General features: G+C 67.0%; 23 protein-coding genes and 1 tRNA gene. 12 read left to right on the top strand and 12 right to left on the bottom strand.

The features are described 5' to 3' along the window. The first annotated feature begins 123 nt into the window (after positions 1 to 123). From ACWF99_RS15315 to ACWF99_RS15300, 4 genes are read left to right on the top strand one after another with little or no spacing between them, the layout of a single operon-like run. Positions 124 to 1,578, top strand: coding sequence for a cytochrome ubiquinol oxidase subunit I (locus tag ACWF99_RS15315; protein WP_378631797.1), 1,455 nt, complete (start codon positions 124 to 126; stop codon positions 1,576 to 1,578). Positions 1,579 to 1,587: 9 nt separating this feature from the next. After that, complete coding sequence (gene cydB / locus ACWF99_RS15310; protein ID WP_378658025.1) at positions 1,588 to 2,616, top strand: cytochrome d ubiquinol oxidase subunit II; 1,029 nt, start codon at positions 1,588 to 1,590, stop codon at positions 2,614 to 2,616. Positions 2,617 to 2,619: 3 nt separating this feature from the next. Next, positions 2,620 to 4,482: a thiol reductant ABC exporter subunit CydD gene (cydD, locus tag ACWF99_RS15305; protein WP_452536363.1), complete on the top strand. Its 1,863-nt coding sequence runs from the start codon at positions 2,620 to 2,622 to the stop codon at positions 4,480 to 4,482. A gap of 17 nt (positions 4,483 to 4,499) precedes the next feature. Then, on the top strand, positions 4,500 to 6,194 hold the full coding sequence (locus ACWF99_RS15300) for an ATP-binding cassette domain-containing protein (protein WP_452536621.1): 1,695 nt from the start codon (positions 4,500 to 4,502) through the stop codon (positions 6,192 to 6,194). 330 nt (positions 6,195 to 6,524) lie between these two features. On the opposite strand, the gene ACWF99_RS15295 is transcribed toward ACWF99_RS15300, so the two are convergent. The 6 genes from ACWF99_RS15295 to ACWF99_RS15270 all read right to left on the bottom strand — a co-directional run bounded on the left by ACWF99_RS15295 (position 6,525) and on the right by ACWF99_RS15270 (position 10,668). Continuing rightward, positions 6,525 to 7,217: an FABP family protein gene (locus ACWF99_RS15295; protein ID WP_378631803.1), complete on the bottom strand. Its 693-nt coding sequence runs from the start codon at positions 7,215 to 7,217 to the stop codon at positions 6,525 to 6,527. A 179-nt stretch (positions 7,218 to 7,396) separates the two neighbouring features. Further along, positions 7,397 to 7,702, bottom strand: a complete 306-nt coding sequence (locus tag ACWF99_RS15290) for a DUF1416 domain-containing protein (RefSeq protein WP_056818727.1) — start codon at positions 7,700 to 7,702, stop codon at positions 7,397 to 7,399. A 5-nt stretch (positions 7,703 to 7,707) separates the two neighbouring features. Next, entirely contained in the window at positions 7,708 to 8,541 is an 834-nt protein-coding gene (locus tag ACWF99_RS15285; protein ID WP_056818725.1) for a sulfurtransferase, read from the bottom strand. 29 nt (positions 8,542 to 8,570) lie between these two features. Beyond that, positions 8,571 to 9,116, bottom strand: a complete 546-nt coding sequence (locus tag ACWF99_RS15280; RefSeq protein ID WP_378631806.1) for a DUF4395 domain-containing protein — start codon at positions 9,114 to 9,116, stop codon at positions 8,571 to 8,573. A gap of 272 nt (positions 9,117 to 9,388) precedes the next feature. After that, positions 9,389 to 9,823, bottom strand: coding sequence for a thioredoxin family protein (locus tag ACWF99_RS15275; RefSeq protein WP_378631809.1), 435 nt, complete (start codon positions 9,821 to 9,823; stop codon positions 9,389 to 9,391). Then, a complete protein-coding gene (locus ACWF99_RS15270; RefSeq protein WP_378631811.1) occupies positions 9,820 to 10,668 on the bottom strand; it encodes an LmeA family phospholipid-binding protein in 849 nt (282 codons plus the stop codon). The genes ACWF99_RS15275 and ACWF99_RS15270 overlap by 4 nt, the downstream gene beginning before the upstream one ends. A gap of 200 nt (positions 10,669 to 10,868) precedes the next feature. Here ACWF99_RS15270 and ACWF99_RS15265 point away from each other — a divergent pair, with 200 nt between their 5' ends. From ACWF99_RS15265 to pstB, 6 genes are all read left to right on the top strand, one after another. After that, positions 10,869 to 11,633 carry a winged helix-turn-helix transcriptional regulator gene (locus ACWF99_RS15265; RefSeq protein WP_101464573.1) on the top strand — a complete coding sequence of 255 codons (765 nt, stop codon included), beginning with the start codon at positions 10,869 to 10,871 and terminating at the stop codon, positions 11,631 to 11,633. A 21-nt stretch (positions 11,634 to 11,654) separates the two neighbouring features. Then, positions 11,655 to 12,563: a mycothiol synthase gene (mshD, locus tag ACWF99_RS15260; protein ID WP_452536360.1), complete on the top strand. Its 909-nt coding sequence runs from the start codon at positions 11,655 to 11,657 to the stop codon at positions 12,561 to 12,563. A 296-nt stretch (positions 12,564 to 12,859) separates the two neighbouring features. Further along, complete coding sequence (gene pstS, locus ACWF99_RS15255; RefSeq protein WP_378631817.1) at positions 12,860 to 13,975, top strand: phosphate ABC transporter substrate-binding protein PstS; 1,116 nt, start codon at positions 12,860 to 12,862, stop codon at positions 13,973 to 13,975. Between the two features lie 91 nt (positions 13,976 to 14,066). Continuing rightward, positions 14,067 to 15,044 carry a phosphate ABC transporter permease subunit PstC gene (pstC, locus tag ACWF99_RS15250; RefSeq protein WP_378631819.1) on the top strand — a complete coding sequence of 326 codons (978 nt, stop codon included), beginning with the start codon at positions 14,067 to 14,069 and terminating at the stop codon, positions 15,042 to 15,044. Next, entirely contained in the window at positions 15,044 to 15,949 is a 906-nt protein-coding gene (pstA, locus tag ACWF99_RS15245; protein WP_378631822.1) for a phosphate ABC transporter permease PstA, read from the top strand. The genes pstC and pstA overlap by 1 nt, the downstream gene beginning before the upstream one ends. Before the next feature lie 19 nt (positions 15,950 to 15,968). Continuing rightward, positions 15,969 to 16,745 carry a phosphate ABC transporter ATP-binding protein PstB gene (gene pstB, locus ACWF99_RS15240; RefSeq protein WP_101464568.1) on the top strand — a complete coding sequence of 259 codons (777 nt, stop codon included), beginning with the start codon at positions 15,969 to 15,971 and terminating at the stop codon, positions 16,743 to 16,745. A 625-nt stretch (positions 16,746 to 17,370) separates the two neighbouring features. Here the strand turns inward: pstB and phoU are convergent. The 3 genes from phoU to dusB form a co-directional block, all read right to left on the bottom strand. After that, the gene (gene phoU / locus ACWF99_RS15235) at positions 17,371 to 18,036 is read right to left on the bottom strand and encodes a phosphate signaling complex protein PhoU (RefSeq protein WP_378658005.1); all 666 of its coding nucleotides are present in this window, start codon (positions 18,034 to 18,036) and stop codon (positions 17,371 to 17,373) included. Positions 18,037 to 18,125: 89 nt separating this feature from the next. Beyond that, entirely contained in the window at positions 18,126 to 20,213 is a 2,088-nt protein-coding gene (locus ACWF99_RS15230; RefSeq protein WP_378631828.1) for an LCP family protein, read from the bottom strand. A gap of 246 nt (positions 20,214 to 20,459) precedes the next feature. Beyond that, a complete protein-coding gene (gene dusB, locus ACWF99_RS15225) occupies positions 20,460 to 21,614 on the bottom strand; it encodes a tRNA dihydrouridine synthase DusB (protein WP_379315294.1) in 1,155 nt (384 codons plus the stop codon). 204 nt (positions 21,615 to 21,818) lie between these two features. Here dusB and ACWF99_RS15220 point away from each other — a divergent pair, with 204 nt between their 5' ends. Further along, on the top strand, positions 21,819 to 22,388 hold the full coding sequence (locus ACWF99_RS15220; RefSeq protein ID WP_452536358.1) for a hypothetical protein: 570 nt from the start codon (positions 21,819 to 21,821) through the stop codon (positions 22,386 to 22,388). 93 nt (positions 22,389 to 22,481) lie between these two features. On the opposite strand, the gene ACWF99_RS15215 is transcribed toward ACWF99_RS15220, so the two are convergent. From ACWF99_RS15215 to ACWF99_RS15205, 3 genes are all read right to left on the bottom strand, one after another. Continuing rightward, positions 22,482 to 23,438, bottom strand: coding sequence for an acyl-ACP desaturase (locus ACWF99_RS15215; protein WP_378631836.1), 957 nt, complete (start codon positions 23,436 to 23,438; stop codon positions 22,482 to 22,484). 230 nt (positions 23,439 to 23,668) lie between these two features. Beyond that, positions 23,669 to 24,265, bottom strand: coding sequence for a DUF937 domain-containing protein (locus ACWF99_RS15210; protein WP_378657997.1), 597 nt, complete (start codon positions 24,263 to 24,265; stop codon positions 23,669 to 23,671). A gap of 138 nt (positions 24,266 to 24,403) precedes the next feature. Continuing rightward, a tRNA-Lys gene (locus ACWF99_RS15205) sits at positions 24,404 to 24,479 on the bottom strand. A 733-nt stretch (positions 24,480 to 25,212) separates the two neighbouring features. Here ACWF99_RS15205 and ACWF99_RS15200 point away from each other — a divergent pair. Further along, the gene (locus tag ACWF99_RS15200; RefSeq protein ID WP_378657991.1) at positions 25,213 to 25,884 is read left to right on the top strand and encodes a TetR family transcriptional regulator; all 672 of its coding nucleotides are present in this window, start codon (positions 25,213 to 25,215) and stop codon (positions 25,882 to 25,884) included. The last annotated feature ends 36 nt before the right edge of the window (positions 25,885 to 25,920 follow it).

Raw genomic sequence — 25,920 nt, 5'->3', positions numbered from 1 at the left:
GCACGGGTGGGCGTGCCCCTGCGGGAAGGGTTTCCGCGTGCCGTGGCGGTTGTCACGCTCGAACGGGGTGATTCCGGGCGTACGATCTACTACAAGTTGTCGTAGTAGATCGGTGGAGGTCGGATGGACACCCTTGATGTCTCCCGGTGGCAGTTCGGGATCACGACCGTCTACCACTTTCTGTTCGTTCCGCTGACCATCGGGCTCGCGCCGCTGATCGCGATGATGCAGACCGCCTGGGTGATCACCGGCAACGAACGCTGGTACCGGCTGACCAAATTCTTCGGCAAGCTGTTCCTGATCAACTTCGCCCTCGGCGTCGCGACGGGCATCGTGCAGGAATTCCAGTTCGGGATGAACTGGAGCGAGTACTCCCGCTTCATCGGCGACGTCTTCGGCGCGCCACTGGCTCTGGAAGCGCTGATCGCCTTCTTCATGGAGTCGACGTTCATCGGGTTGTGGATCTTCGGGTGGACCCGGCTGCCCAAGCTGGTGCATTTGGCGACCATCTGGATCGTCGCCATCGGGGTGAACGCTTCGGCGTACTTCATCGTCGCCGCCAATTCGTTCATGCAGCATCCGGTGGGCGCCCGGTACAACCCGGAAACCGGACGCGCTGAGCTGGAAAGCATTGCGGCGCTGCTGACCAACAACACGACATTGGCCGCGTTCCCGCATGTGGTCGCGGGCGCGTTTCTCACCGCGGGCACCTTCGTGGCGGGTATCGCGGGCTGGTGGATGGTGCGCAACGCGCGCAGCGGCGATTCGGTGAAACGCGAAGAGGCGCGGACGATGTGGCGGCCGGTAGGGCGATTCGCCCTGGTGGTTGTGGCGCTCTCCGGCGGCGCCTTGATCTTCACCGGCGATATTCAGGGCAAGCTGATGTTCGAACAGCAGCCGATGAAAATGGCTTCGGCGGAATCGTTGTGCCACACGGCGACCGACCCCGACTTCTCCGTTCTCACCGTGGGCACGCACAACAATTGCGACGGTGTGATCCACGTGCTCGAGGTGCCCTATGTGCTGCCCTACCTCGCCAAGGGCGAATTCAGCGGCGTAACGCTCGACGGTGTGGTGGATCTGCAGAAGACCTACAACGTCGCGTACGGGCCAGGGGACTACCGGCCCAACCTGTTCGTCACCTACTGGTCCTTCCGCGCCATGATCGGGCTGGCAGGCGGGTCGGTGCTGCTGCTGTTGGCCGGGTTCTGGGTGACGCGCGGTGGCCGGGTGCCGGATCAGCGATGGTTCTCCTGGCTGAGCCTGCTCGCGATCCCCACCCCGTTCCTGGCCAACAGCGCGGGCTGGGTGTTCACCGAGATGGGGCGCCAGCCGTGGGCGGTGGTGCCCAATCCGACCGGCGATCCGAATATTCGAATGACGGTGCAGCAGGCGGTCTCCGAACACTCGGCCGGGACCGTGATGTTCTCGCTGGCGGTGTTCACGCTGCTCTACGGGGCACTCGCGGTGGTGTGGTTCTACCTGATGCGGCGGTATGTCGTGGCCGGGCCGGACACCAAGGCGCACGCCGAGAGTTCGGACAGCACGGACACTCCCCAACTTTCCTTCGCGTACTAGGAGCCGACGATGGATCTGCAACAGTTCTGGTTCCTCCTGATCGGTGTGCTGTTCACCGGTTACTTCGTGCTCGAGGGATTCGACTTCGGCGTCGGCATGCTGATGCCGATTCTCGGCAAGGGGTCCGATACCCGCAGGCGCGTCGTGCTCAATACGATCGGCCCGGTCTGGGACGGCAACGAGGTGTGGCTGATCACCGCCGCCGGTGCGCTGTTCGCGGCGTTTCCCGAGTGGTACGCCAGCATGTTCTCCGGGTTCTATCTGGCGCTGCTGCTCCTGCTCGTCGCCTTGATTCTGCGGGTGTGCGCGATCGAATACCGGGGCAAGATCAACGATCCGACATGGCGGGTCTGGTGCGATATCGGGATCGGGATCGGGTCGTGGATTCCGGCACTGGCCTGGGGCTGGGTGTTCGCGAACATGGTGCGGGGCGTGCCGTTGAACGCGGACAGGCAGATCGCCGGTTCGGTCGGGGATCTGCTCAGCCCGTACGCCTTGCTCGGCGGGCTCACCACCGCTGTTCTCTTCGCGCTGCACGGTGCGGTGTTCCTGGTGCTCAAGACAGCGGGCGAGGTTCGCACGGATGCCTTGCGGATGGCCAGGTTGCTGCTGATTCCCACCGCGGTGGTGGTCGGCGGATTCGGATTGTGGACGCAGCTCGCCTACGGCGCCGGGTGGACGTGGATCGTGCTGGTGACCGCCGTGCTCGGGCTCGCGCTCGCCGCGGTGGCGAATTTCGCGGGGCGTGACGGTTGGGCCTTCGTCGGCACGACGCTCGGTGTGGTCTCGGCGACGGTGTTGATCATCGGGTCGATGTATCCGAATGTGCTGCCGTCGACCATCAGCCCGCTCTACGACCTCACCATCCACAATGCGTCCTCGTCGCCGTATACGTTGAAGGTGATGAGCTGGGCGGCGTTGCTCGCTACGCCGGTGGTGCTGATGTATCAGGGGTGGACCTATTGGGTTTTCCGGCAGCGGATTCGGGTGGAACAGATTCCGCCGCCGGTGGGTCTGCCGCGCAGCGGTAAGGGCTGACCGATGACGTCGGCCTTGTCTCGCGACATAGTCGCTCGTGAAAGGTCGGACGCTGTGGTGTCGGAGAGCTCGTCGCAGGAGGGACCGGAGACGACACGGTCGAGGCGCGGGCCGGTGGATCCGCGGCTGTGGCGGTACGCACGGTCGGCGCGGCCGCATCTGGTGATCGCCGTCGCGCTGGCGCTGGTGATCACGGCGACGATCGTGGTGATCGCCCTCGTGCTGGGGCGGGTACTCGCCGGGGTCATCACGGATCCGGGCCGGCGTGAGTTCGGTGCGTGGACCACGGAATTGGTGGTCCTGGCGGTGGCCGTCGCGGTGCGGGGGCTGGCGAGTTGGTGGCAGGCACGGTTGGCTCATCGCGCCGGAAGCGCGGTGGTCGCGGAGCTCGAGACGGCGGTGCTGCGGGCCGGCGCCGAACTGCCACCGCGGGAACTCGACGTGCGGCGAACGGAGATCGCGGTCGTCGTCGGCAACGGTCTCAGCGGATTGCGTGGGTGGTTCACCGGCTATCTGCCCGCGCTGTTGCTGGCCTGTCTGGTTCCGCCGGTGGTGCTGGTGGTCATCGCCCTGCACGACCGGACCTCGGCGCTGATCGCGGTGATCACCGTGCCGTTGATCCCGGTGTTCATGGTGCTGATCGGGCTGCTCACCCAGGGGCGGGCCGAGGCGACGCTCGCCGCGACCACGCGGTTGTCGGACCAGATCCTCGATCTTTTCGCGGGCATGCCCACCTTGCGCGCGCTCGGGCGCGAGGGTGCGGACGGGCCCTCGATGGTGAATCAGGTCCAGGCCCTAGGAGATTCGCTGCGGCAGCGGACCATGCGCGCGCTGCGGATCGCGTTCCTTTCCTCGATGGTGCTGGAAAGTCTTGCGACGCTGAGTGTCGCGTTGATCGCGGTCGCGATCGGGCTGCGGTTGGTGTTCGGGGAGATGGCGTTGTACAGCGGGCTGGTGGCGTTGATTCTCGCGCCGGAGGTGTACTGGCCGCTGCGTCAGGTGGGTGAGAAGTTCCACGCGGCGCAGGACGGAATGGCCGCAGCCGACCGGGCTTTCGCGGTACTCGAACCGGAGCGCCGGCAGGGCGAAGTTGTGCCCGCTCGCGCTGCCTGGGGTGAGGTCGTCGGATCCGGTAGCCGGACGGCGCGCGAGTCCGGCCCGTCCGCCGCGGGTGTCGGACCGGCGCGAATCACCGTGCGTGGACTGTCTGTTGTCGCAAGGAAGGGCACTGCGCCCGATCAGTTGACGGCCGTGCTCGAACCCGGACTGGTGACCGTCTTGACCGGGCCGAACGGGTGCGGGAAATCGACTACGGTGCAAGCGATTCTGGGGCTGATCCGACCCGACGAAGGCGCCGTCTTCGTCGACGGAATCGATGTGCGCGAACTCGACCCCGATCGCTGGTGGAGCCGGATCGCCTGGCTACCGCAGCGACCCGTGCTCGTTCCCGGGACATTGCGTGAGAACGTCGAACTGCTCGGAGCCACCCCGGACCCGACCGCCGATGATCTTCGAGCCGTGAGCGCCGCGACAGGATTCGAGAATGTGCTGGCCGAACTCCCCGACGGCTGGAACACCGTCGTCGGCCGGCACGGCACCGGCCTCTCCCTCGGTCAACGCCAGCGCCTCGCCCTCACCCGAGTGCTCGCCGCCCACCGGCCGATTCTGCTCCTCGACGAACCCACCGCCCACCTCGATCCCGAGAGCGAGCAACGCGTGCTCACCACCCTGCGCGACTACGCCGCCGCCGGTGCGACCGTTGTGGTCGTCGCACACCGCCCGACGGTGCTGGCAGCGGCTGATGCGGTGATCGAGGTAGTCGCGGCGGACGCGCCGTCGATGGACAAGGTGGGGGCGGTCTCGTGATCGGCGATCTGCGACAGATGTGGCGGCTGCTCGCGTTGTCACCCGCACGGGTCGCGGTGGCGATCGCGTGGGGAGTGGCGGCCCTGGGCAGCGGGCTCGGGTTGGCCGCGCTCGCCGCGTGGTTGATCGCGCGGGCCTGGCAGATGCCGCCGGTGCTGGATCTGAGCGTCGCGGTGGTCGCGGTGCGGGCGCTCGGCATCTCGCGAGGCTTGTGCCGGTACCTGGAGCGGCTGGCCACCCACGATGTGGCATTGCGGGCGATGACGACCGCTCGCACGTCGGTGTATCGCGCGTTGGCGCAGTCGGATGTCTGGTGGCGGCGAGACCGGAGCAACTCCTCGGACGGGCAGCCCGGTGACGAGTCCGATCGGGCGCTCACCGCCGAGTGGCGGACGCGTGTGGGCTCGTCGGATCGCAGCGATGAGGACGGTTCGAGGCGCGAGTTGCGGCGCGGGGACGTGTTGGTGCGGACCGGTGCCGATATCGACGATCTCGGTGCGGTGGTTGTGCGAGTGCTGGTGCCCGTGGCGGTGGCGGTGGTGTTGTCGCTGGCCGCGGTGGGGCTGATCGCCGTCATCTCGCCGCTTGCTGCCGTTATTCTCGCTGTGGCGCTGGGGGTTTCGGGGGTACTCGCGCCGTGGTTGTCGGCGGTGGCCGCGCGCGACGCCGAGCGGGCGGTGCGGGCCGATCGGGCCGAGTTCACCGCCGAGGGGCTCACGGTGCTCGACCATGCGGCCGAGCTCCGGGTCGCGGGGCGGCTGGATGCGGCACTCTCGGTGGCGCACAGGGCTTCGCAGCGCGCGGTGATCGCCGAGGATTCGGCTGCCTCGCGGAGTGCGTGGGCGGCTGCGGCCACTCCGCTGTCGATCGGGGTGAGTGCGTTCGGTGCGCTGCTGGTCGGCATCGCCGCCTACGGTCCGACCGGTGGGCTACCGGGCGGCATGACCCCGATGGCTCTCACGATCCTCGTCCTGGTGCCGCTGTCCGCGTTCGAAGCCGTGGGTGCGCTGCCCGCCGCCGCGACAGCTCTCACCACCTCGAGGGCGGCTCTGCACCGGCTCCGCGGGATCTCGGCGGCGGCACCGGGTACGGGCAGCGACACCGGCGCGGACCGCGAGCGGATCGCCATGCGGGTACCGATGCCGGAAGGGCGCCGGGTGGTCGTTGTCGGACCGAGTGGGGCGGGGAAGACGACGTTGCTGATGGCATGGGCGGGGTTGTTCGATACGCCCCGGGACGGTGTCACGTTCTTCGCGGAGGACGCGCATCTGTTCGGCACCTCGATTCTGGAGAATCTGCGGGTGGCGCGTGGTGACCTCACCCTCGACGAGGCCGAAAGCGCCCTGCGCACAGTCGGTCTCGGGCCGTGGCTGGATACGCTGCCGGACGGTCTGCACACCTCGCTCACCGCGGGCGCGGCCGCCGTATCCGGTGGTCAGCGCCGCCGCATCCTGCTGGCCCGCGCCCTGGTGGCCCCGGCGCACACCCTGCTCCTCGACGAGCCGACCGAACACCTGGCCGCCGCCGAAGGCGATCAGCTGCTGCTCGACCTCCTCGACGCGGACAGCGGTCTCGTGGCTCCGGATCGCACTGTCGTCGTTGTCACCCACCAGCTCCCGCGCGGGCACGGTGCCGACACCGTCGTCACCGTCGATGCGAACGGCACCTGCCACATCGAGCATCATCACGCCACGACAGCTTCGGCGACCTGACGCATTCACCCAGGTCAGAACCGCAATTAAATCAATTGCCGAGCGCGCCGAGCGCGGATAGATTCATCAGTACACAAGAGAGGAGGTGGTCTGAAGAATGTATGTTCATCGGATGCGTGAGGTGGCTGCCCGCTAGCAGCTCCACTGCGGGAGATTCCCCAGCGGTGCGCTGAGCGAATCCCAGGCAGTCACCCGACCCCCGAGCCCCCGGAAGATCCAACCGGGACCATCGCGTTCACAGATCGCGGTGGAACGGCTCGGGGGTCGCTCCATTTCACAACGAGAACGGCCCGCCCAGAAGTGTTCTGGACGGGCCGTTCGCGAAGAATCTCAGCCGATGTAGCGGACCAGCCGCGCCGACAGGCGGGGGACGAGCGCGCCGTCGGGGTCCACGCGTTCTTCCACGTAGGCGAGATCGCCGTTGTCGACGATGCCGTAGAGGCGTTTGGCGCCGCCCACCACCGCGCCGGAGGTGCTGCGGATGGAGACGTCGGTCGCGAGCTCCCAGGACGCCTGGTTGCGGGCCTTGCCGTAGTACAGCTCGATGACGCCGTTACTGTGGGTGAGCAGGAGCTCGAGCAGCTCGTCAGTGCCCTCACCGCCGACCCGCCAGTAGCCGCTCTCGCGCAGATCCGGGCCGGTGTACTTGCCGTCCGCGTCGAGCTTCCAGGTCTGCGATTCCCAGGCCAGATAGTCGCCGCCGTCGTGGGAGACGATGATCTGCTGGCCGAAGCGGTAGTCGCCCTCGGCGGGGTGGTGGCCTTCGCCCTCGCCGCGCCACACGCCGACTAGCGGCAGCAGGGCCAGCATGGCGTGGTTCAGATCCGGGCCGAGCCGCAGATTGGCCGTGTCCTCGGGCAGGGGGAGGCCGGGCAGCACCGAAATGTTTCGGGCGCCGGTTTCCTTCGCCCGTTCGGCGGCGACGTTGACTGCCTCGTCGCCGCTACGACGCTCGGCCGGAGCGCCTTGCTCTGTGCTCGCTCGCTCGGCCGGTTCGTTACCTTCGCCAGCGAGCCCGCTCATGACTCGGTGAAGAGCCGGTAGAAGACGTACAGGCCGAACCAGCCGATGAGAATCGACACGGCGACAAGGAGTACCTCGAAGAAGATGACCACAATCGGAGTCTAGCCAGTCCTCGCAACAGATACGAAAACGGCCCTGGTAGTTCCCGCACAGGAACTACCAGGGCCGTTGTGAGCTTCTTACTTGGCGACCGCGACGTCGACGGCGTGAATGCCGGCGCCCTCGGGGCTGATCTCGGCGGAGCCGTTGCCCGACGAGCTCAGCGCGCGCAGGGTCCACGAACCCGGCGCGGCGAAGAAGCGGAAATCACCGGTGCCCGAGGCCACGACCTCGGCGGTGAAGTCACCGTTGCCGTCGAGCAGACGCACGAACGCGCCGCCGACGGGCTGGCCGTCGGTGCTCAGGACACGGCCGGTGATGACCGTTTCCTTCTCCACATCGACGCCGGCCGGAATGGCCTGTCCCTGGGTAGGTGCTGCACACATATTGATTACGCTCCCAACTCGATAGGCGCTCCGACGAGGGAACCGTATTCGGTCCAGCTGCCGTCGTAGTTCTTGACGTTCTGGTGGCCGAGCAGCTCCTGCAGCACGAACCAGGTGTGCGAGGAACGCTCGCCGATGCGGCAGTAGGCGATGGTCTCCTTCTCGCCGTCCAGGCCCGCGTCCTTGTACAGCTCGGCCAGGTCGGCGTCGCTGCGGAAGGTGCCGTCCTCGTTCGCGGCCTTGCTCCACGGCACGTTGATCGCGCCCGGGATGTGGCCGGGACGCTGGCTCTGCTCCTGCGGCAGGTGCGCGGGGGCGAGGATCTTGCCCGAGAACTCGTCGGGGCTGCGCACGTCGACCAGGTTCTTGGTGCCGATGGCCGCGATGACCTCGTCACGGAAGGCGCGGATGCTCAGGTCGGGAGCGGCGGCCTTGTACTGGGTGGCCGGGCGCGAGACCGCGTCACGCGAGAGCGGACGACCGTCGAGCTCCCACTTCTTACGGCCGCCGTCGAGCAGCTTGACGTCGTTGTGGCCGTACAGCTTGAAGTACCAGTAGGCGTAGGCCGCGAACCAGTTGTTGTTGCCGCCGTAGAGCACCACGGTGTCGTCGTTGCCGATGCCGCGCGCCGAGAGCAGGTCGGAGAACTGCTCCTGGTTCACGAAGTCGCGACGGACCTGATCCTGCAGGTCGGTCTTCCAGTCAAGGCGGATGGCGCCTTCGATGTGGCCACCCTCGTAGGCGGAGGTGTCCTCGTCGACCTCGACGAAGACGACGCCGGGGGCGTTGAGGTTCTCTTCGGCCCAGTCAACGGAGACCAGGACATCGGAGCGAGCCATGTTGTTCCTTTCAGAGACGTGCAAGGGGGTCAGTTCGGTGCCGGAGCGGCGGAGTTGGACTCAGGCCCGGAGGAGGCAGCTTGCGTAACCACGGAGGGCCGGCCAGTTCCGCCAATGTGTGGAGCTGACCGGCGGAAGCGAGCTACCAGCGGATAGATCTGGCAGCCCAGGCAGACCCCGAACGCCGCGTTCAAGAACGCCGCGAACAGGGCGAAGCCGGCGAACACCGCGCCGACGATCGAGGAGCCGAGCGCGAAGCCCAGCAGGGAGAGACCGGCGAACACGAAGCCGAGCGCTTGCGCGAAACGCAGCGGCGGCACGGGCTCGGTCTCGGTGGGCGGACCATTGCGCGGCGCGACGAACGCGGCGTAGATCCGGCCGTAAGGGTGCTTGGCGGGGCCACTGATCGCGCCGATCGCGAAGACGACGGCCTGCAGGCCGATCAGGATCGCGGCCGCGGCGGTCGAGAAGGCGCTGACGAGAAGCACGAGAACCAGCACGCCGGTGGTGATCCAGGCCACGAAACGCGGCCCGCGGACATCGACGCGAGGGGGAGATTCAGAGGAACGGGTCATTGTGCGAACTCCTGGGCTTGTGTAAGTCAGGGGGATCTGCCTGGTCACCGGGGGATCTAGAGGATCACTCGCACGGCGGGCATAGATCGACGTCAGAAATCTCGGGAGAGAAAAAGCCGATCGTTCAGCAGCACAGGCAGCAACAACCACCGAGGCGACACAGATCAACTGTGCGGCGTCGGGTGAGCATCAGCTCGTGGTCGGTTTGCACGAGAAGTAGTTTACCCGGTCATACCGGAGAATGTCTCGGCCCCCCTGGATATGGGGCTAGATCACACCGTCAGGGGCTCGAGGGCGGTGCGAAGGTCGCCCGCCTTGGGGACGCCGGAGATGCGGAAGCGCTCCTTGCCCTCGGCGTCGAAGACGAAGGTCGTCGGCAGCGAGAGGACATTGAGCTCGCGGGCCAGCGCGGGATCGGCGTCGATGTCGATCTCGATGTCGCGCGGGGCATTCGGGGACTCCGACAGGTCGGCGGTGACGCCGGCGACGACCCGGCGGACCGCGTCACACGGGCCGCACCAGTCGGCGGAGAAGTGCAGCACCGCGGGGGCCGCACCGGTCACGCCGGCGGCGTCGAGCAGGCGGGCGCGCTGCTGGGTCTCGGGGTCGAGGGTGGCGGGACGAACCTGTCCCTGCCTGCGCGACAGGTAGAAACCGACCGCGACGGCGGCCGCGATGACGGCGGCCAGGATGACGATCTCGATCATGGTTGCTGCAATCGGTCCAGGTCGATGGTGACGTTGCGGCCGACACCCTCGACAACGATCTGGCCGCCGAGCGCCGACACCTCGGTCGGTGCGACACCGAACGGCAACTCCTTGATATCGATCGTACGGCTGAAGCGGGCGAGCACTGCGGCGTGATCGGTCTCGGGGATCTTCGAATCGGTCTTGACCGCGGCGGTGGTGTCGACCGTGCTGGTGGTGTCGGTGTAGAAACCGGTCGCCTGGATACGGACCTTGTCGCCCTCGAGCAGCAGGTCGGCCTGGATCTGCACCGGCACGCGGGTCGCGGAACTGGACGGGGTGACACCGGCGGGCAGGACGCGGCCGTTCGCCGCGGTCGGCAGGGTGCCCTTGAGGACGAGGACGCCCGCGGTGGTCATTCCCGACCCGCCGGAGCCGCCCGTGCCGTCGGACTTGTCGGCCGGCGGGGTGTGGACCTGCAGGTCCGGGATGCCGAAGAGTTTGCCGAGCTCGGTGGGCTCGAAACGCATCAACGCGTCGATCCGGTCGACCTGCGCCGTGCGCGCCGCACCGTCGAGCAACTCGCTGGCCGTGGCGTGCAAGCCCTGCAGCTTGGCCTCGATGCCGACCTCGCCGGGGATGTCGGGCCGCACGGCGCGGGCACGGATCGTCACGTCGTCGTAGCGGCCGCTCATCGCCTGGGCGGCGAACGGGAATCCGTGGAACGTGACTTCCGGGTCGGCGGACAGATCCGCGCCCGCCCGCAGTTGACGGGAGACGTGGTACTCCGAATAGGCGGCGGCGCCGAAATCGATGACCACCGCCAAACCGGCCAGGCAGAGAAGCCCGATGATCAGCTTGCGCATGCTCTGACACTAGCGGCTGGCGCCGGGGGTCGCGGGCCCCTGGTCCCACCGAGGTGAGGGCGAAGAACACAAAACGGACGCCGTGTTGCGAGGTAGTGGCTGTAGAGGCGCTAATGTTGCACACGACTTAACCTGTGTTTCGGCGACGTAGCTACGCGGCTGCTGTCGTCCGCGGAGCAACGAGATAGGAGGAGAGCCCCATGGAGCTGCTCCTACTGACCTCCGACCCCAACCCCGACGCGGTCCTGCCGTCGTTGACGCTGCTGGCGCACAACGTCCGGCCCGCGCCGACCGAGGTGTCGTCCTTGCTGGAGGCGAGTAGCGCCGATGTCGCGCTGGTCGATGCCAGAACCGACCTGGCCGCCGCGCGCGGCCTGTGCCGGCTGCTGGGCAGCACCGGGTCCTCTGTTCCGGTGGTCGCGGTCCTGACCGAGGGCGGCCTGGTGGCCGTCAACGCGGATTGGGGCCTGGACGACATCCTGCTGCCCGGGACCGGCCCCGCCGAGCTCGACGCGCGCCTGCGGCTGCTGGTCGGCCGCAACGGTGGGGTCGCCAGCCCGGAGAACACCGGCAAGATCACCCTGGGTGAGCTGGTGATCGACGAGGGCACCTACACCGCGCGCCTGCGTGGCCGCCCGCTCGACCTCACCTACAAGGAATTCGAGCTGCTCAAGTACCTCGCGCAGCACGCGGGCCGGGTGTTCACCCGCGCCCAGCTGCTGCAGGAGGTCTGGGGCTACGACTTCTTCGGTGGTACCCGCACCGTCGACGTGCACGTGCGGCGCCTGCGCGCCAAGCTCGGCACCGAGTACGAGTCGCTGATCGGGACCGTGCGCAACGTCGGCTACAAGGCGGTGCGCCCGGCCCGGACGGCCACGGCCAAGGGGGAACCCGCGGTGACCTTCGTCGACGAGGACATCGACGGCGACGACTCCTTCGCCCCGCTCAACGGCACCGCGCAGTAGCAGCGCACCGAGGAGATGGCGATGCCGGACACAGCAACCCTCACCTGGACCGATCGGATCGAGCCCGACACCGCGAACAAGGTACGCGCACTGCTCGACCGCGCGGCTGCCGCCGACGGTGTCGCCCCGGTCTCTGAGCAGGCGGTGCTGTCCCTCGCCGAAGCCGATCCGTCGACCCGGCATCTGCTGGCGATCCGCGCGGGCGAGGTGGTGGGCTACGCGAATCTCGTTGCGGCACATGACGAACATCCCGCGATGGCCGAGGTCGCCGTCGACCCCGCCGCACGTGGCGCCGGCATCGGCGCCGACCTGGTCCGTGCCGCACTGGCCGAGGGTGGCACGGGCGCCAGGGTCTGGGCGCACGGTGACCTGCCCGCCGCCACAGCGCTGGCGACCGGACTCGGACTGGTCACGGCTCGCGAGCTGTGGCAGATGCGCCGCTCGCTGGCAACCCCGGAGCTACCGGAACTCGAGCTTCCGCGAGATCTCATCCTGCGCACCTACGCGGGCCCCGTCGACGACCTCGAGATCCTGCGGGTGAACAACGCGGCATTCGCCTGGCACCCCGAACAGGGCGGCTGGACCGAGCGCGATATCGCCGCTCGTCGGGCCGAGTCCTGGTTCGAACCGGCTGGTCTGTTCCTGGCGTTCGACGCCGCGGACCCGAACCGCCTGCTCGGTTTCCACTGGACCAAACAGCACCCGGACGCCGCTCCCGCCGGTGAGGTGTACGTGGTCGGGGTCGACCCGTCCGCGCAGGGGCGTGGCCTGGGCAGACTGCTCACCCTGGCCGGTCTGCGACACCTGCGCGCGGCCGGCTCCACGGAGGTCCTGCTCTACACCGAGGCCGACAACACCGCCGCCGTGAACACCTACACCAAGCTCGGATTCGCGCCCGCCCACATCGACATCGCGTACTCCCTGCCCTGATGCGAGTCACCTCACATTCGAGGTGAATTCTGGTGCGCGAGGAGAATATTGCGCGGATGACCGGGTAAGCGCGAGTAAAACTGGGGCTAACGTCACATTCGCGGCATTGATCGCGCCGGGCTGTTCATTCTCCGTTAACCCACATCGGGCCAACTGTCAACCGGACGACCTTAGGTTACTTCTGGGCGGCACAGTCGTCGCCTGGTGCGCGCATTCCTCGGGGATAGCGAGCACCAGCCAGCCTCGCTCGGGCCGGTGAGGGACCGAGTGAGACACCCAGCATTGTCGGAGGAAAAGTGAACTTCAAGCGCACCAGTGCCCTGGTCGGCGTCTTCGCCGTGGGCGCCATGACCCTGGCCGCCTGTGGCAGTGACGACAACACCACCAGTGGCGATGCCAGCAATGCCGCCAACACCAGCGTTGCCTGTGGTGGCAAGAAGGCGCTCAAGGCGTCCGGTGCCTCCTCGCAGAAGAACGCCATGGAGCGTTTCGTCGCGGCCTACGAGAACAACTGCGACGGCTACACCCTGAACTACACCTCGAGTGGCTCGGGCGCCGGCGTCAACGAGTTCCTCGGCGCCCAGACCGATTTCGGTGGCTCCGACTCGGCGCTGAGCTCCAAGAAGGAAGAGCCGGCCAAGGCCGCGGAGCGTTGTGGCGCTCCCGCGTGGAACCTGCCGACCGTCTTCGGCCCGATCGCCATCACCTACAACGTCGACGGCGTCACCGACCTGGTGCTCGACGGCCCGACCGCCGCCAAGGTGTTTAACGGCTCCGTCGCCACCTGGGATGCCCCCGAGATCAAGGCGCTCAACCCCAACGCCAAGCTCCCCTCGGAGAAGATCGCCGTGATCTTCCGCTCCGACGAGTCGGGCACCACCGACAACTTCCAGCTCTACCTCGACGCGGCCTCCGACGGCGCGTGGGGCAAGGGCGGCGGCAAGACCTTCAACGGTGGCGTCGGCGAAGGCGCCAAGGGCAACGAGGGCACCTCGGCCGCGATCAAGAGCACCAAGAACTCGATCACCTACAACGAGTGGTCCTTCGCCAAGGCGCAGAACCTGTCCATCTCGCAGATCGTCACCTCCGCGAGCAAGGACCCGGTCAAGCTGTCGGCCGAGTCGGCCGCCAAGGCCATCGACGGCGTGAAGATCAAGGGTGAGGGCAACGACCTCGTCCTCGACACCAGCTCGTTCTACAAGCCGACCGCCGCCGGCTCGTACCCGATCGTCATGGCCACCTACGAGATCGTGTGCTCCAAGTACGCCGACGCCGAGACCAGCAAGGCCGTCAAGGCCTTCCTGACCTCGGCCGTCACCAACGGCCAGTCCGGTCTGACCGAGGCGGGCTACGTGCCGCTGCCCGACGCGTTCAAGACCAAGCTGACCACCGCGATCAACGCCATTTCCTGATCGCATCCTGGCCATGACCATGCACCCTGAGGTGACCGCAGTGGGCTCGTCGAATTCGACGAGCCCACGGGCGGCCGGAGATACTGCGAATATGCCGACCGAACCGAAAATCGACAAGGCCCCTGACGGGGGTCGTACCGGCCGCCTGAACGCCGAGACGATCTTCCGGTGGACGGCCACCGCGGCCGGCGCGACGATCGTCGCCGCCATCGCGTTGATCGCGCTGTTCCTGCTGATCCGCGCGGTTCCCTCGATCAGGGCTGACGAGGTCAACTTCTTCACCAGTACCGAATTCTCGACCGGCGACGCGAACAACCTGCGCTTCGGTATCCGCGACCTGTTCATGGTCACGGTGCTGAGCTCGGTGTTCGCGCTCGTCGTCGCGGTGCCGATCGGTGTCGGTATCGCGCTGTTCCTGACGCATTACGCGCCGTCGCGGCTGGGTAAGCCGCTCACGATGCTGGTCGACCTGCTCGCCGCGGTGCCGTCCATCGTGTTCGGTCTGTGGGGCTTCCTGGTGCTGGCACCCAAGATCGTGCCGGTCCAGGAATTCCTGAACGAGAACCTCGGCTGGTTCTTCCTGTTCTCCCACACCGAAGGCGGAATCTCGATCAGCGGTGGCGGCACGATCTTCACCGCCGGCGTCGTGCTCGCTGTCATGATCCTGCCGATCATCACCTCGGTGTCTCGTGAAGTGTTCTCGCTGACTCCGCGCGCACACATCGAGGCAGCGCAGGCGCTCGGCGCGACCAAGTGGGAAGTCGTTCGCATGACTGTCCTGCCGTACGGCCGCAGCGGTGTGATCGCCGGTTCCATGCTCGGCCTCGGCCGTGCGCTCGGCGAGACGATCGCCGTCCTCGTCGTGCTGCGGACGGCTTCGGTGCCCGGCACCTGGTCGCTGTTCGACGGCGGCTACACCTTCGCCTCCAAGATCGCCTCGGCTGCTTCTGAATTCAGCGCCCCGCTGCCGACCGGCGCCTATATCGCCGCAGGCTTCGTCCTCTTCGCGCTGACCTTCGTCGTCAACGCACTGGCCCGCCTGGCCTCCGGTGGAAAGGTGAACGGCTGATGACCACCACAACGACCCTCGACAAGCCGGTAAAGGCTCGGACCTTTCGTGAGGTCAGTACCGCCCGGCGGATCAAGAACAACGTCGCCACCGGCCTGGTCACGCTGTGCTTCGTCATCGCGCTGATCCCGCTGGTGTGGGTGCTCGGCCTGGTGGTCACCAAGGGCATCACCGCGATCGCGTCCGCTGACTGGTGGATGAACTCGCAGAAGGGCATCCTGCCGGATCAGACCGGCGGCGGCGTCTACCACGCGATCTACGGCACGATTGTGCAGTCGCTGGTCGCCTCTGTCATCGCGGTGCCGCTGGGCATCATGGCCGCGGTGTACCTCGTCGAATACGGTCGCGGTCGGCTCGCCAAGGTGACGACGTTCATGGTCGACATCCTGGCCGGTGTGCCCTCGATCGTCGCCGCGCTGTTCATCTTCGCGCTCTGGATCGCCACTTTCGGCATGCCGCAGAGCTCCTTCGCCGTCTCGCTGGCGCTGGTGCTGCTGATGCTGCCGGTGGTGGTGCGCAGCACCGAGGAAATGTTGAAGCTGGTGCCCGACGAGCTGCGCGAGGCTTCCTACGCGCTCGGTGTGCCGAAGTGGAAGACCATCCTGCGGATCGTCGTCCCCACGGCGGCGCCCGGCATGATCTCCGGCATCCTGCTCGCCGTGGCCCGCGTCATGGGTGAGACCGCGCCGGTGCTCGTGCTGGTCGGCTACAGCAAGTCGATCAACCAGAACATCTTCGACGGCAACATGGCCTCGCTGCCGCTGTTGATCTACCAAGAGCTGGCCAACCCGGAGGCTGCCGGCCGCGAACGTGTCTGGGGTGCGGCGTTCACGCTGATCCTCATGATCGCCCTGCTGTACCTGGCTGCCGCCGGCGTCAACAAGCTGCTCACCCGGAACCGATAGAAGCGAACGGAATACTCAGATGGCCAAGCGGATCGACGTCAAAGATCTCAACATCTATTACGGCAGCTTCCACGCCGTGGCGAATGTGGAACTGACCGTGCTGCCGCGCAGCGTCACCGCCTTCATCGGTCCCTCCGGCTGTGGCAAGTCCACCGTGCTGCGCTCGCTCAACCGCATGCACGAGGTGACCCCGAACGCCCGCGTCGAAGGTGCCGTGCTGCTCGACGGCGAGGACATCTACAGCTCCTCGATCGACCCGGTCGGCGTGCGTCGCACCATCGGCATGGTGTTCCAGCGCCCGAACCCGTTCCCCACCATGTCGATTCGCGACAATGTGGTGGCCGGGCTCAAGCTGCAGGGCGTGCGCAACAAGAAGGAACTCGACGAGGTCGCCGAGCGCTCGCTCAAGGGCGCCAACCTCTGGAACGAGGTCAAGGACCGCCTCGACAAGCCCGGTGGCAGCCTCTCCGGTGGTCAGCAGCAGCGTCTGTGCATCGCCCGCGCCATCGCGGTCTCGCCCGACGTCCTGCTGATGGACGAGCCGTGTTCGGCCCTGGACCCGATCTCCACCCTGGCGATCGAGGACCTGATCACCGAGCTCAAGAAAGAGTTCACGATCGTCATCGTCACCCACAACATGCAGCAGGCCGCCCGGGTGAGCGACCAGACCGGTTTCTTCAACCTCGAGGCCCAGGGCAAGCCCGGCAAGCTGATCGAGATCGACGACACCGAGAAGATCTTCTCCAACCCCACCCAGCGCGCCACCGAGGACTACATCTCCGGCCGCTTCGGTTAAAGAGCACAGGCAAAGCCCCGCACTCCTTCTGAAAGAAGTGCGGGGCTTTGCTGTGCAACTCAACGGGAGTCCACGCAAAACGCTCGACCGGGAAACCTCGGCCGAGCGTTCTGCGTGATCTAGCTACCGCCTGTTATCAGCGGTGTTGCGACGATCCCAGAGTGTGAATGCCTATCAGGCAATGATCCATCCGTACGCGCCCTGGCCGTATGAATAGCACAACCACTTCGTCCCGCCCTCGTACTGGACGTCGCCAACGTGGTACGCATCGCAAGGCGCTGTCGGTGCGGCCGCAGCTTGCGGGGCAAGCAACGTCGCGGTCAAGATCGTGGCGGCACCGAGCAGTGCACCAGAAAGCAATCGTATTGCCATCGCGAATCCTCTTCCATTTCAATAGATCCCCACAGAGGTTGCGCTGATTCCAACCCCCCCTTGTTACGTAGCCTACCGAACCGTGTTGGCGGAAACAATGGCTGTCGACAATCGAAATGACCAGGGCGGCAGCAGAATCCGGCTAAAAAGGGTCGACTACCTGCACGGTTTTGCCCGACGCGTTCGAGCCGATTTTCGTTGTGCGGCCGACACGAAAAAGCCCCCGCGGTGGGCGGGGGCTGACTCGCGGTTCTCAGCTGGTCTCGAGGTCCTCGTCGCCGGGCAGGACGCCCGTTACCAGGAAGATCACGCGACGGCCGATCTCCACGGCGTGGTCGGCGAAGCGCTCGTAGTAGCGGCCCAGCAGGGTGACGTCCACCGCGGCGGCCACGCCGTACTTCCAGTCCCGGTCCATCAGGAGGGTGAACAGGTGGCGGTGGAGGTCGTCCATCGCTTCGTCGTCCTGGTTGAGCTGGGCGGCGCGCTCGGGGTCGCGGGACTCGAGTACCTCTTTGGCGCCCGCGCCCATGTTGACCGCGATGCGGCCCATCTCGGCGAAGTAGCCGTTGACCGACTCGGGCAGGGCGTGGGCGGGGTGGCGGCGGCGGGTCACCTTGGCGACGTGCAGCGCGAGCGCGCCCATCCGGTTGACGTCGCCCACGATCTGGATCGCGCTGACGACCTGGCGCAGGTCGCCCGCGACGGGGGCCTGCAGTGCGAGCAGCGCGAAGGCCTTCTCCTCGGCCTCGGTGATCATCACCGAGATCCGATCCTGCTCACCGATGACCTGCTCGGCCAGACCCAGGTCGGCCTGCAGCAGTGACTGGGTGGCCTGTTCCATGGCCTGGCCAGCGAGACCGGCCATCTCACCAAGGAGGTTGGCGAGGTCGGCCATTTGCTCGTTGTAGATGACACGCATGATTGCAGACCCTAGTGGGTACCCGGACCCCTGTCACCCAACGCTGGGTTAATGCCACGTGGCAGTGTCGTGGCAGGTCAGCGGCTGCCTTACTTGCAGGTGTCGTCGGCGGCGTTCATGTGCTCCAGGTCGGAGGGCAGTGCGACCGGGGCCGCGCTGTGCGGCTGCCCCATCGGCACGGACGGCAGTTCGGTGCCGACCGGTGTCGCCGTGCGGACCGTGCCCGCGAAATCGGTGCCGACCACCACTTCGATGATGCTGCCCAGCTCGTTGGCCTGCTCCAGGACCGCGCCCGGGATCGCGCTCGCCACGGTGGCGGCCTCGGCTTCCAGACCCGCGGCGTAGCGGATCGTCGAGGTCGACGCGGTACCACCGGAGTAGTTGCCGGTGTTGTAGATCCCGAAGCCCTGGTAGCTGAGCTTGGAGGCGACCGTCTTGGCCGCGCCCACCGTGCCCGAACCGTTGGACACCAGCAGCGACATCGTGCTCGGGGCCACCGCGTACTGCTTGGGCGCGGCAGGGGCCGGCGACGGGGCCGAACTCTGTACCTCGGGGGCCTTGGTCTCACCGGGCAGCGGCTGGTCGTCGATGACGGCGCGGAAGATGGCCTTGATGTCGGATTCGCGCGGAATCTCGTTGCCGTAGGAGGTGGTGCCCGCCGTCGGGATGGTCAGGAACGTCACCGCGCCCGCGTCCATCTTCTGCAGGGAACGGCCGAGCAGCAGCAGGTCCTGGGGCGTCACCTTGTCGACGAAGGTGTGGGCGGTGAACGCCTGGATGAACCCGTTGAGCTTGCCCGGATCGAAGAGCACCTTGCTCGACAACGCCCCACGTAACAGCGACGCGAGGAAGCGCTGCTGGCGGTTGATCCGGTCGTAGTCGCTGCGTTCCTCACCGACCACGTGCCTGGCGCGCACATAGTTGAGCGCGGTCTCGCCGTTGACCCGCTGCTTGCCCGAGGTCTCTAGCACCGGGCCGAGGACGCCGTCGATGATCGGCTTGGTCGAGCACACCTCGACGCCACCGATCTGATCGACCATGGCCTCGAAACCGGCGAAGTCGATGCCGATGAAGTGGCCGATGGTTAGGCCCGACATCTTGCGAATCACGTCGACCAGGCACTTGGGCCCGCCGCGGGCGTAGACGGCATTGAGCTTGTCGCTCATGGCCGAGGGGAGTTTCTGGTCTGTATAGGTGGCCGTGTCGTTGTCCCACTCCGAGCACACCGGACGGGAGACGTCCAGGTCGCGCGGGAACGACACGACCACCACACGCGAACGGTTCTTCGGGATGTGCACCAGCATCGCCGTGTCGGCGCGGGCGCCCTCGGTGTCGGCGGCGGAGCCCGCGCCCATGTCGGCGTTGACGCCAGCTCTGGTGTCGGTGCCGACGATGAGGTAGTTCTCGTCGCCGAGCTGCATGTCACCGTCGAGCACGTCGCCGGTGGCGCCGCCGCCGAGTGCGTCGACCTGGGTGAAGCTGCTGTTGGTGGCTTGGAGGTAGCTCCAGCCGCCGCCGGTGATCACCAGCGTGAGCACCGCGACGAACGTGAGCGTGACGCGTCCCGCCATCCGGGCCTGCTTGTTCCGGCGCTCTCCTGTGCCCGCACGGCCGTCCGGGCGACGTGGCGGTGCCGCGGACGCGGATTTGACCGGCCGGGCGCGCTCGGGCTCGGCGGCGGGGTTCACCGTGGGCAGGATGTCGGTGGGCGGATCGACCGGACCGCCCACCCGCCGGGCCGGGACGGCGGTGCGTACCGGCTCCTTCGACTGGGCGGGCAGCGCGGTGGTCGCGGTGCGGTCGGCGGGGGATTCGGCTCGGTGGGGTGGGTTGCCCGCGATGTCGTCGACGACGGGGGAGCCGTCGGTGCGGGGGGCGATGTCGGGACGTGGGGTGGGGCGCGGCGCCTGTTCGCGGGCGCGGCGGCCCGCGCGCGACGCGGGCTCGGCGCTCTCGGCGGGCGGAACGCGTCTGCCGCGCCTGGTGCGTTCGCTGTCGACCCGGTTCACCAGGTCGGCCACCGTCAGCGGCGCGGAACCGGCGTCCGGCGTCGCGTCGGCGTGACGCGAACGTCGCGAGCCGTTTTCCGGTTGCTCGGTGGGTTCGGCCGTCGGGTATCGCTCCCAGGGGGCGCGATTTCCGGGCCGGGGCGTACGCCCGCGCCGATCGTCACCCACCAACGAACCTCACTTCTCTATCTGGCGCAGCCTGCGCGTCACCGCCCGGCTCCGATTCGAACCAGAGTCGAACGATCCCGCAATGATAACGATTCCGCCACGAGAGGCCACTCCAGTGCACACGGGAATCGCTGACGATTTGATTGCGAAGCTCGAATCGCCGACGAAAAGCCCTGCTCGAGACAGTGTGTTCGGAGGAAACCGCAGCGGCTTACGAATTGATGTCGACCCGTTATCGGTGGCTGGTCAGCCGCCGCTGTGCATCACATCGGCCGCGGCCGGGACGGTGTCGTCCTCCGGGTCGTCGAGCCAACCCTCCGGAAGCACCACCTTGGTCTGCGGCGAACCCTGCCGTCCGCGCGGTCCGAGCGCGTCGGTGGGGAACGGCACGGCCGGGTCGAGCTGCCCGACCAGGTCCTCGATCTGCGACAGCTTCGACACGGTGGCGAAGCTGCGCCGCAGCTGCGAGCCGACCGGGAAACCCATCAGGTACCAGGCCATGTGCTTGCGGATATCGCGCATGGCCTTGTCCTCACCGTCGTGCTCGGTGAGCAGGGTGGCGTGGCGCACCAGGATCTCTCCGACCCGGCCGAGCGTCGGCCCCTCCGGGATCGGTTCGCCGCGCAGGGCCGCGCTGAGTTCGGCGAACAGCCATGGCCGGCCGAGGCAGCCGCGGCCGACGACCACGCCGTCGCAGCCGGTCTCGTTCATCATCCGCAGGGCGTCGTCTGCGGTGAAGATGTCGCCGTTGCCGAGGACCGGGATGGAGGTGACGGCTTCCTTGAGCCGGGCGATGGCCGACCAGTCGGCCGCGCCCGAGTAGAGCTGGGCCGCGGTGCGCGCGTGCAGCGCCACGGCGGCGGCGCCCTCGGCCTCGGCGATGCGGCCGGTGTCGAGGTAGGTGTGGTGGTCGTCGTCGATGCCGATGCGGAACTTGAAGGTCACCGGAACGCCGGCCGGTTCGGCCGCGGCCACCATCTCACGGACGATATTGGCGAACAGCCTGCGCTTGTACGGCAGCGCCGAACCGCCGCCGAGCTTGGTCACCTTGCGGACGGGGCAGCCCAGGTTGAGGTCGATGTGGTCGGCCCAGCCCTCGCCGACGATGATCCGCACGGCCTCGCCGAGCGTCTTGGGATCCACCCCGTAGAGCTGCATCGAGCGCGGATGTTCGTCGGCGTCGAACGACATCATGTGCAGCGTCTTCTCGTTGCGCTCGACCACCGCGCGGGCGGTGATCATCTCGCACACGTAGATCGAGGTCGCGCTACCGAACTCCCGGCACAGCCTGCGGAAGGCACGGTTGGTGATGCCCGCCATCGGCGCGAGCACAACCGGCGGATCGACCGGGTAGGGCCCGATCCGCAGCGCGGTGGGCGCCTGGGGCAGCGTGGTAGTCACGCACACGATTGTCTCATCCGCCCCGATGTGATCGATCTCGCGTCCTGCTGCTTATCCGCGGGTCATCGCCGCCACTGCGACCGAGATGACACCGTTTACCTGCTACGCCGTGTCCGGAACAGGTCCGCGACGTCAGTAGCCTTACTCTGCTGGCATCGTCGCCTCCGGCGGTGCGCTGTCCCCACGTAATCGGAGAAGACCCCCATGGAAGACGCCACCGACCTGACGAAAACCCCTGCCACGCCCGACAAGGGCACGGTCGCCGTGCGCGTCTCGTCGCTGGTGGGCGGTGCCGTGATCGCCGTCCTCGCGATTCTCGCGCTGGTGCTCGGCGTGCTGCTCGGCTCGGCCCGTTCCGAGATCTCCGACATGAAGGAGCAGGCCGCCGACGACGCGAAGGCCGAACAGATCGCCCTCGACTACTCGGTCGGCTCGGCGACCCTGAACTACCAGGACGTCAACGCCTGGGTCGCCAAGCTCAAGGCCGGAACGTCGCCCGAGCTGTCGAAGAAGTTCGATGCCACCGGCGCGAAGCTCGAGCAGATCATCATCCCGCTGAAGTGGACCTCCACCGCCACGCCGATCACCGCCAAGGTGCTCTCGCACGAGGGCGAGGTCTACAAGGTCGCGGCGTTCGTGGACGTGAGCACCACCAACGCGCAGAACCCCGACGGCCTGCGCAACACGGTCACCTACAACATCACCGTCGACGCGGGCCAGGACTGGAAGATCACCGACGTCGGCAGCGCCGACGGCGCCCTCCCGATGAAATAGTTCGCGTACCTGGATCGCCGTACATCGGTAGACATCCACACAAAAAGCGCTGCGCACCTTTGCGATCAAGGTGCGCAGCGCTTTTATCGAAACCTAAACTGCGACCATTTCGCGGCGCTTGGCTTCGCGAGCGAGCATCTTGTCGCGCTGCTCCTCGAACTTCAGCACGTCCTGGCCCAGCTTGTCCAGGAAGCCCGCCAGCCGCTCACGGGTGGCCTCGCCACGCGCGGTGAAGTCGGTGCGGTCGAAGACGTTCCACTTCTTGAGCACCGGCTGCACGACCTCTTCGAGGTGCTGACGCAGGTCGTAGATGCCGTGCTTGGCCATCAGCACGCCGTTGCGGCGGAAGTTCGGCATGCCCGCGCCGGGCATCTGGAAGTTCTCGACGATCATCGAGATGGCCTCGATGGTCTGGTCGGGGCTCAGGTCCATCGCCGCGCCGCAGAGGTTGCGGTAGAAGATCATGTGCAGGTTCTCGTCGGCGGCGACGCGCTGCAGCATGCGGTCGGCGATCGGGTCGTCACAGACCTTGCCGGTGTTGCGGTGGCTCACGCGGGTGGCCAGTTCCTGGAAGGTCACGTAGGCGACCGAGTGCAGGAAGCCCGCGTCGACCTCGGCGGGGGAGGCGAAGCCGTTGGTCATGTGGATCATCCGGGCCTCTTCGAGGGCGACCGGGTCCACGCCGCGGGTGACAACCAGGTAATCGCGCATCACGATGCCGTGCCGGTTCTCCTCGGCGGTCCAGCGACCCACCCATGTACCCCAGGCGCCGTCCTGGGAGAAGTTCTCGGCGATCTCACGGTGGTAGGACGGCAGATTGTCCTCGGTGAGCAGGTTGGTGATCATGGCCGCCTTGGCGACCTCGCTGAGCTTGGACTGCTCAGGATCCCAGTCGATGCCGCCCATGGCGGCGAAGTTGCGGCCCTCGTCCCACGGGACATAGTCGTGGGGGTGCCACTCCTTGGCCAGCGACATGTGCCGGTTGACGTTTTCCTCGGCAACCGGCTCCAACTCCGTGAGCAGTTCGAGTTGAGTCAGATCCCTTGCCATGTAAAAACCCTTCGCTGTCGTGCTTGCGGTCGAACGTCGCGATGCGGCCATACCTTACGGCACCGTAGGTGTGATGCGAAACGCAACAGAGCGGTTTTCCGACGATGTTGAGCAACGCCACAACTCGTCAGTAGATCCGATGGTCGTGCTGACGAGTCTAGGTGCTCGGCCCGCAGCATAGGGACTATCGCTGCGGGCCTCGCGACGTTAACTACAGGTAGATGAACATCTCAGCGCTTGCCGCCGAGCAGGCCGCCGAGCACGCTGCCCAGCGCACCTCCCGCGTTCTTCGACAGGGCGTCGCCGATCATGCCGCCGAGCCCGCCGGTGTTGCTGCTGCCGCCGAGCAGGCCGCCCAGCAGATCGCCGAGACCGCCGCCGGAGGCCTGCGTCTGCTGCGGTGCCGGTGCTGCGGCGCCGCCACCGCCGGTGAGCTGTTTGGCCAGGTAGGCGAGCACGATCGGGGCGAGAATCGGCAGCAGCTTGCCGATGAGGTCGTTGCCGCCGGTTCCGCCGCCCGCGCCGAGCGCGCTGATGACGGTGTTCTTCTCGTCACCGAAGACGTTGTCGACGATCTTCTCGCCGTCGCCGACGTCCACCTGCTGCAGATTCACCGCGCCTTCGCCCTCGACGAGGCCGCCGTGGTTGTCGAGCGCGCCGAGCAGTGCGGCCGCGCCCTGCGGCTGGGCGGCGTTGGCCTGGAGGCCGCCGAGCAGCGTCGGCAGCGCGGCCTGCACGGCCGTGGTGGCGGTCGCCTGGTCGACGCCGAGCTGGTCGGCGATCTGGGCGATGGGTACTTGGGAGAGCAAATCGTCGAAGGAAGTCATCTCACTCCGCCTGAGGTAGTGGGCGCCCGGAAGCCCGGGTCGCGCTCAGGGTAGGTGAATCCGCGCACGAAACCCCTGGTTTCGGCGGCGTCTGCGGGTTGGCGCGTCGCCACGTGACGATGGTCACGGTAGTAGTCGTGGTGCCCCCTGTAGGACTCGAACCTACGACCTAGTGATTAAAAGTCACCAGCTCTACCAACTGAGCTAAAGGGGCGCGCAGCGGAGTCTAGCGGACGCTGTGCCGAAGGACCGAACAGTGGTCCCCGGGTCGAGTCGCGGGCGGCTGATCGCCGCTGGTGGCGGCCGGTAACAACGTGGACGTGGGCGACGATTCCCGGTAAACACCCGGTGCCCCAGCGGTGTTCGCGTTACGGGTTGCGTATGGTCATCGAATACTGTTGTATCGCAACATCTTTCGACAAGCAGGGGTGCAGCAGCGATGGAGAGGTCCAAGGTGGGCGCCGGTCTCGCGACCGTTCGGCGAACGTCGGCGGTGCCGGCGCGGTGGTCAACCGGGCTGCGCGCCTATGGAATTCGTACCCGAAGTAATCATTCCGGTTGCGCTTCGTTTGCTGGTTTGGATAACCGGATCGGATGTTCGGATGGGTACTCCAATCGCCGCGTGTCGACTCGCGAATACGGGTACGGTGATCGCCTGGTGAATTTCGAAACAATCACCGGTGCCGCGTTTTCCGTGGCTCCGGTGCAGGGTGTGGCGTTTCGGGAATTCACCGGCAGATCGCAGGCCGAGGTGATCGCGATGGGTGCGCGAACTCCCGGCAAAGGGGTAGTCGTTACCGCAGGAGGAGGCGGTTCTCACTGGTGGCGGGGCCGCTGTGCGAGGCACCGCGGGTCTTTCATACCGAAAGTTTGAATTAAAACCACAATTCGCACCAACGGTCTGTATTCGACCGTCGGCGTCGAGAAGGTTCGGAGGCGTTTCGAGCATGGCACGGCAGCAAGAGCGGGCGCGCCGGACACGCGCGGCGATAATCAAGTCCGCGGCCGTCGAGTTCGGGAAGAGCGGATATGCCGCGGCATCGCTCAACCGCATTCTGGAAGGTTCGCGCGCCACCAAGGGCGCGATGTACTTCCACTTCGACTCCAAGGAAGACCTGGCGCGCGCGGTCCTCGAGACCGCGGTCGAGCGGTACCGGATCTGCGCGGAGCGCTGGCTCGCGCGCGCCGACCTGGGTCCGCTCGACGTGCTGCACGGCATGGTCGACGAGATCGCCCTTCGTCTGGAACACGACACCATCGTGCAAGCCGAGTACCGCCTCGTAATCGAACCCGACTTCCATCGCGACACCGGCAACGGCGGCGGGCGCATCGTCGGCCGCGCCACCCGCGTGCTCGCGGTCCGCGCCATCGATGACGGCCAGCTGCGCGCCGACGCCGACCCCGACCGCTTCACCCGGACCCTGTCCGCGGCGCTGGCAGGCCAGCGCTATCTGGTCGACCCGATCTCCAACGGCTCCGCCGCCGACCTGCGCGCCCGCTTCGCCGAGGTGCTGGAGGTTATCGTGGAGGCGATGGCCACCCCGCTGTGGATCCAGAACTTCCGCACCGAGGGCTGGCGGGAGCAAGCACGCCTGGATGACCTCGGTTTGGGCGCCTGACCAGGCGATTTGGAACTCTGCGCACACCTGTCATAA

Source organism: Nocardia sp. NPDC055002, from assembly GCF_053608825.1.
Note: the sequence above shows the minus strand (reverse complement) of the source record. Positions and strands in the feature narration are given on the sequence as shown.

Coding starts and splice junctions, on each gene's coding strand:
- ACWF99_RS15315 (WP_378631797.1), top strand. CDS start 124: ATGGACACCCTTGATGTCTCCCGGTGGCAGTTCGGGATCACGACCGTC.
- cydB (WP_378658025.1), top strand. CDS start 1,588: ATGGATCTGCAACAGTTCTGGTTCCTCCTGATCGGTGTGCTGTTCACC.
- cydD (WP_452536363.1), top strand. CDS start 2,620: ATGACGTCGGCCTTGTCTCGCGACATAGTCGCTCGTGAAAGGTCGGAC.
- ACWF99_RS15300 (WP_452536621.1), top strand. CDS start 4,500: ATGTGGCGGCTGCTCGCGTTGTCACCCGCACGGGTCGCGGTGGCGATC.
- ACWF99_RS15295 (WP_378631803.1), bottom strand. CDS start 7,217: ATGAGCGGGCTCGCTGGCGAAGGTAACGAACCGGCCGAGCGAGCGAGC.
- ACWF99_RS15290 (WP_056818727.1), bottom strand. CDS start 7,702: ATGTGTGCAGCACCTACCCAGGGACAGGCCATTCCGGCCGGCGTCGAT.
- ACWF99_RS15285 (WP_056818725.1), bottom strand. CDS start 8,541: ATGGCTCGCTCCGATGTCCTGGTCTCCGTTGACTGGGCCGAAGAGAAC.
- ACWF99_RS15280 (WP_378631806.1), bottom strand. CDS start 9,116: ATGACCCGTTCCTCTGAATCTCCCCCTCGCGTCGATGTCCGCGGGCCG.
- ACWF99_RS15275 (WP_378631809.1), bottom strand. CDS start 9,823: ATGATCGAGATCGTCATCCTGGCCGCCGTCATCGCGGCCGCCGTCGCG.
- ACWF99_RS15270 (WP_378631811.1), bottom strand. CDS start 10,668: ATGCGCAAGCTGATCATCGGGCTTCTCTGCCTGGCCGGTTTGGCGGTG.
- ACWF99_RS15265 (WP_101464573.1), top strand. CDS start 10,869: ATGGAGCTGCTCCTACTGACCTCCGACCCCAACCCCGACGCGGTCCTG.
- mshD (WP_452536360.1), top strand. CDS start 11,655: ATGCCGGACACAGCAACCCTCACCTGGACCGATCGGATCGAGCCCGAC.
- pstC (WP_378631819.1), top strand. CDS start 14,067: ATGCCGACCGAACCGAAAATCGACAAGGCCCCTGACGGGGGTCGTACC.
- pstA (WP_378631822.1), top strand. CDS start 15,044: ATGACCACCACAACGACCCTCGACAAGCCGGTAAAGGCTCGGACCTTT.
- pstB (WP_101464568.1), top strand. CDS start 15,969: ATGGCCAAGCGGATCGACGTCAAAGATCTCAACATCTATTACGGCAGC.
- phoU (WP_378658005.1), bottom strand. CDS start 18,036: ATGCGTGTCATCTACAACGAGCAAATGGCCGACCTCGCCAACCTCCTT.
- ACWF99_RS15220 (WP_452536358.1), top strand. CDS start 21,819: ATGGAAGACGCCACCGACCTGACGAAAACCCCTGCCACGCCCGACAAG.
- ACWF99_RS15215 (WP_378631836.1), bottom strand. CDS start 23,438: ATGGCAAGGGATCTGACTCAACTCGAACTGCTCACGGAGTTGGAGCCG.
- ACWF99_RS15210 (WP_378657997.1), bottom strand. CDS start 24,265: ATGACTTCCTTCGACGATTTGCTCTCCCAAGTACCCATCGCCCAGATC.
- ACWF99_RS15200 (WP_378657991.1), top strand. CDS start 25,213: ATGGCACGGCAGCAAGAGCGGGCGCGCCGGACACGCGCGGCGATAATC.